6 protein-coding genes are annotated in these 4,842 nt (G+C 36.6%); 4 read left to right on the forward strand and 2 right to left on the reverse strand.

Annotated features, from left to right (window positions below):
- The first annotated feature begins 533 nt into the window (after positions 1-533).
- The 4 genes from thrS (at position 534) to rplT (ending at position 3,752) form a co-directional block, all read left to right on the forward strand.
- Complete coding sequence (thrS, locus tag AC6F75_RS01845; RefSeq protein ID WP_500713218.1) at positions 534-2,480, forward strand: threonine--tRNA ligase; 1,947 nt, start codon at positions 534-536, stop codon at positions 2,478-2,480.
- Positions 2,481-2,538: 58 nt separating this feature from the next.
- Positions 2,539-3,054, forward strand: a complete 516-nt coding sequence (gene infC, locus AC6F75_RS01850; RefSeq protein WP_500713224.1) for a translation initiation factor IF-3 — start codon at positions 2,539-2,541, stop codon at positions 3,052-3,054.
- Positions 3,055-3,090: 36 nt separating this feature from the next.
- Positions 3,091-3,288, forward strand: coding sequence for a 50S ribosomal protein L35 (gene rpmI, locus AC6F75_RS01855; RefSeq protein WP_500713219.1), 198 nt, complete (start codon positions 3,091-3,093; stop codon positions 3,286-3,288).
- A 119-nt stretch (positions 3,289-3,407) separates the two neighbouring features.
- A complete protein-coding gene (gene rplT / locus AC6F75_RS01860; RefSeq protein ID WP_500713221.1) occupies positions 3,408-3,752 on the forward strand; it encodes a 50S ribosomal protein L20 in 345 nt (114 codons plus the stop codon).
- Between the two features lie 89 nt (positions 3,753-3,841).
- On the opposite strand, the gene AC6F75_RS01865 is transcribed toward rplT, so the two are convergent.
- Both AC6F75_RS01865 and AC6F75_RS01870 read right to left on the reverse strand, forming a co-directional pair.
- Entirely contained in the window at positions 3,842-4,381 is a 540-nt protein-coding gene (locus AC6F75_RS01865; protein WP_500713222.1) for a GFO_1091 family lipoprotein, read from the reverse strand.
- A gap of 6 nt (positions 4,382-4,387) precedes the next feature.
- Positions 4,388-4,842 (reverse strand): GFO_1090 family protein (locus tag AC6F75_RS01870; RefSeq protein WP_500713223.1); only part of this gene is annotated, 455 nt, incomplete at its 5' end.

Consider the following 4,842-nt stretch of genomic DNA (forward strand, 5'->3'; position numbering starts at 1 on the left):
TCTTCGTACTCCGTAGCTTTACGCGAAGGAGTATCTTGTCTTCTATTTAATGCCGCTCTGTGTCCCAAAGCGGGTGCAAAGATAATACCCTTTTTATTTATAACAACTTATTTTAAAACTTTTTTTGAAAAAAGATTTAAATTACTAATAATCAGTAATTTATAGTTATCAAAACACGCTAATGAACGTCTAAAAAGAGATGTATCCTTTTTTGCGGTTGCAAAGATACAATCGTTTTTGTCTTCTACAATTATTTTAGGATATTTTTTTGACTTGTTTACTAAGTGTTTTACAAACAATTGAACACGACAAGTTTACCAAGTCAAAAAAATATATAAACTTGAATTTGAAAATGGTTTTGCATTATTGATTACAGTGGAAATCTTTTTTTTATACCAATATAGTGGCGCAAAAAAGATTGAAACGGAAAGCAAGCCCGAACGTCCAAATAAAAAACAGCAATTAAACCATCTTTATTGTTTTGCATCCATAGAGGTGTTATCTTTGTCGCCTGAAATTTGACACCTGTATATATGATTCAAATAACTTTGCCGGATGGTAGTGTAAAATCCTTTGAAAAAGGGACTACTCCAATGGATGTTGCTAAAAGTATTAGTGAAGGTTTGGCACGCAATGTCATTTCTGCCTCTTTTAATGATGAAACTGTTGAAACTTCAACTGCTCTGACTAAAAATGGTAGACTTGTTCTTTACACCTGGAATGACAAGGATGGCAAAAAAGCGTTCTGGCATTCTTCTGCCCATTTGCTTGCACAGGCACTGGAAGCGTTGTATCCGGGAATCAAATTAACTATAGGTCCTGCAATTGACAACGGGTTTTATTATGACGTGGATTTTGGAGACCATTCTTTTTCAGACAAAGAATTGAAAGCTGTTGAGGATAAAATGCTTCAATTTGCAAGAGAAAAATTTGAATTTTCAATGCGGGAATCGTCAAAGGACGAAGCTCTAAATTACTATAAAAAACAAGGAAACGAATATAAAGTTGAACTTATTGAAAACCTTGAGGATGGGACTATAACATTCTGTGACCATGCCGATTTTACAGATTTGTGCCGCGGGGGTCATATACCAAATACCGGAATCATTAAGGCTGTAAAGCTTTTAAATGTAGCCGGAGCTTACTGGAGGGGTGATGAAAAAAACAAACAGCTTACACGAATTTATGGTATTTCTTTCCCAAAACAGAAAGATTTGACTGAATACCTTCATTTACTGGAAGAAGCTAAAAAAAGAGACCACAGAAAATTAGGGAAAGAGCTTGAACTCTTTACATTCTCGCAAAAGGTTGGGCAGGGCCTCCCCTTGTGGCTGCCTAAAGGTGCCGCTTTACGCGAAAGGCTTGAAAACTTTTTAAAAGCAGCCCAAAAAAAGGCCGGTTATGAAATGGTGGTCACTCCACATATTGGCCAAAAAGAATTATATGTAACCTCCGGGCACTATGCTAAATATGGAGAAGACAGTTTTCAGCCGATTAAAACGCCTAATGAAGGCGAGGAGTTTTTATTAAAACCCATGAACTGCCCACACCATTGTGAAATATACAATTCAAGGCCCTGGTCACACAAGGAATTGCCCAAGCGTTTTGCAGAATTTGGTACGGTATACCGCTATGAACAAAGTGGCGAGTTGCACGGATTAACAAGAGTAAGGGGCTTTACACAAGATGATGCACACATTTTCTGTACACCTGATCAGCTTGATGAAGAATTTAAAAAAGTAATTGATCTGGTATTGTATGTATTTGGTTCTTTAGGTTTTGAAAATTTTACTGCTCAGGTTTCCATAAGAGATAAGGAAAAGGCTGAAAAGTACATCGGCTCTGATGAAAACTGGGAAAAAGCAGAACAAGCCATCATCAATGCCGCAAAAGAAAAGCAACTGGATTTTATCATCGAAAAAGGTGAAGCGGCCTTTTATGGCCCAAAACTTGACTTCATGGTTAAGGATGCTTTGGGCAGAAGCTGGCAGTTGGGAACGATTCAGGTGGATTATAATTTGCCGGAGCGTTTTGATTTAACTTACAAAGGCAGCAATAATGAACTTCACAGACCGGTAATGATTCACCGGGCCCCGTTTGGAAGTATGGAGCGATTTATTGCTATTTTACTGGAACACACCGGTGGAAATTTCCCATTGTGGTTAATGCCAGTTCAGGTTTCCATTTTGTCTTTGAGTGAGAAATATGAGAATTACGGCAAAAAAGTTTTAAATTTGCTGGAAAATGACGAAATTCGCGCCCTCGTTGACAACCGCAATGAAACAATTGGCAAGAAAATCAGGGAGGCAGAAACCGGCAAAGTGCCGTATATGCTGATAGTTGGCGAGCAGGAAGAGAAAGAAAACACAATTTCAGTCAGAAAACACAGTCACGGTGATTTGGGCTCAATGAGCGTTTCTGACTTTATAAAACACATTAAAGAGAAAATTAAAAGCAATATAGCAGAATTTAACGTTTAACTAAAATTTTTAAGTCATAGCAATTAGAAGAAAAAGAAGTGGAGGTTCTCCCAGAATAATTAAGGAAGACCAGCATAATATTAACCGAAGGATTCGTGCTGAAGAGGTACGCCTTGTGGGTGAAAATGTTGAAACAGGAGTTTACCCCACAAAAAAAGCCCTTGGAATGGCTGAAGAAATGGGTTTAGACTTGGTTGAAATTTCACCCAATGCAACTCCTCCCGTTTGTAAAATCATGGAGTATTCAAAATACATCTATGAACAAAAAAAGAGGGACAAAGCATTGAAAGCAAAAGCTTCAAAAGTTGTTATAAAAGAGCTTCGATTTGGTCCTCAAACAGATGACCACGACTATGAATTTAAGAAAAAGAATGCCGAAAAATTCTTAAAAGACGGTGCAAAAGTAAAAGCTTTTGTATTCTTTAAAGGAAGATCAATAGTGTTCAAAGACCAAGGGGAAATTTTATTGCTTCGCCTTGCTCAGGATTTGGACGAACTGGGTAAAGTGGAGCAACTTCCCAAGTTGGAAGGAAAGCGAATGATCATGTTCCTTGCCCCAAAGAAATCGAAATAAAATAAATTGCGAAATAAATAATTAAAACGAGGAAAGATGCCTAAAATGAAAACAAATTCCAGTGCTAAAAAGCGTTTTAAGCTTACAGGCACAGGAAAAATCAAGAGAAAGCAAGCGTTTAAGAGCCACATCTTAACAAAGAAGTCAAAGAAACGCAAGCTTAGACTAACTCATGATACTATAGTACATAAAGCAGATGAGAACAATGTAAAATTAATGCTTCGAATGAAGTAATAATTCTACAGGTTAAACCATTTTATTAACCCTGGAGATAGGCTACAAAAAAGACACTAGGTCTGAGTAAGTAAATTAAGTGGCGATTTTGCCCGCCTGCTACAAAAAACAATTAAATTATGCCAAGATCAGTAAATTCAGTCGCTTCAAGAGCCAGAAGAAAAAAGGTGATGAAGCAAGCCAAAGGATACTTTGGAAGACGTAAAAATGTATGGACAGTTGCAAAAAATGCAGTTGAAAAAGCATTGGTTTATGCCTACAGAGACCGCAGGGCAAAAAAGAGAAATTTTCGCGCACTTTGGATCACCCGTATCAACGCAGGTGCCAGACAACACGGAATGACTTACTCACAGTTTATGGGTAAAGTAAAAGCCAACAACATTGAGTTAAACCGTAAGGTTTTAGCCGATTTGGCAATGAATCACCCTGATGCTTTTGCAGCAATCATAAACAAAGTAAAATAAGGCAATTTGCCAATTAAATAACTTATTATTTCGCAATAAAAAAGTCCTCCACACCGGAGGACTTTTTATTTACTGTTGTTTTAGATTGCTTAATTTAAAAGACTTCCCAGATTATTCATAAATGAAAAGTCAAAGTTATTTGAGTTGACATTGTCCATCAATTTTACTACTTGAGAAGGATTCATATTGTCTCCTATAACCCTGAAAAGGCCAAATCCCTTTTCCTCATCTGAAGCAAAAATGATCAATTCGTCAATGGCTTCAACATCACCGGTAAACATTAAAGTTGCTCCCATTTCATTGGAACCATATTTCATAAGGGTTTCATATTTATCATCACTCAAAATTGCTTGAACCCTTTCTTTTTCAACTTCATAAAGTGCTCTGTTATCTTCTTTTAATTGTAAGGCTAAAATATTGACCTTTTTGATACTTTTTACTGTCTTTAACTGCTCATCAGTCAGGTTGTTTCCTTCAGCTAAAATCAAACTCGAAGGCAAATCAAGTGTGATAAAGCCATAATCGTTTTGCTTTTCAACAATGTACTTTTGCAAGGATGCATCGTTTCCGCAGGCACTTAACAATAGTGCTGTTATGGCTAAAGTTGTGATATAGACGATTGATTTCATGGCTTTTTAGTTTTTCTTTTTATCAATATCTTTTAGTTGATCGCTTCCCGGCACATTCAAATCTGATGTGAGTTTTGAAATTTCACGTAGATCAATATTTCCGGTTATACTCAATATTACTGCTTTACTGTCTTTACTGTTAGCATCTTCCAAAAACATAAACAACTCGCTTACAAAATTTTCATTTTTTCCTTCTTTGATGTAGAAGCGAATGTTTTTGCCATCGTCGTTTACCCGCATTAATTCAGAGAGACTTGTAGATGACTTTAGGTAAGCATCAACAGTTTTTTTCATATCTGCAGCAGTTGTCGCATTGTCTGTTGTGAAAATTCTGATATTTTCCAAGTTTTCGACCGTTTTAAGGTAGTTTTTTGCCTCGGGGTCATTAGAACTTAAATCAATTTTGCTCATTAATTTAAACATGTTTTTGGTAACAATCATAGAAGACACATCCCTTTGGT

This window comes from Planktosalinus sp. (genome assembly GCF_059864935.1).

Excerpts from the sequence above, each read along its gene's own strand:
- thrS (WP_500713218.1), top strand. The coding sequence starts at position 534 with ATGATTCAAATAACTTTGCCGGATGGTAGTGTAAAATCCTTTGAAAAA.
- rpmI (WP_500713219.1), top strand. The coding sequence starts at position 3,091 with ATGCCTAAAATGAAAACAAATTCCAGTGCTAAAAAGCGTTTTAAGCTT.
- rplT (WP_500713221.1), top strand. The coding sequence starts at position 3,408 with ATGCCAAGATCAGTAAATTCAGTCGCTTCAAGAGCCAGAAGAAAAAAG.
- AC6F75_RS01865 (WP_500713222.1), bottom strand. The coding sequence starts at position 4,381 with ATGAAATCAATCGTCTATATCACAACTTTAGCCATAACAGCACTATTG.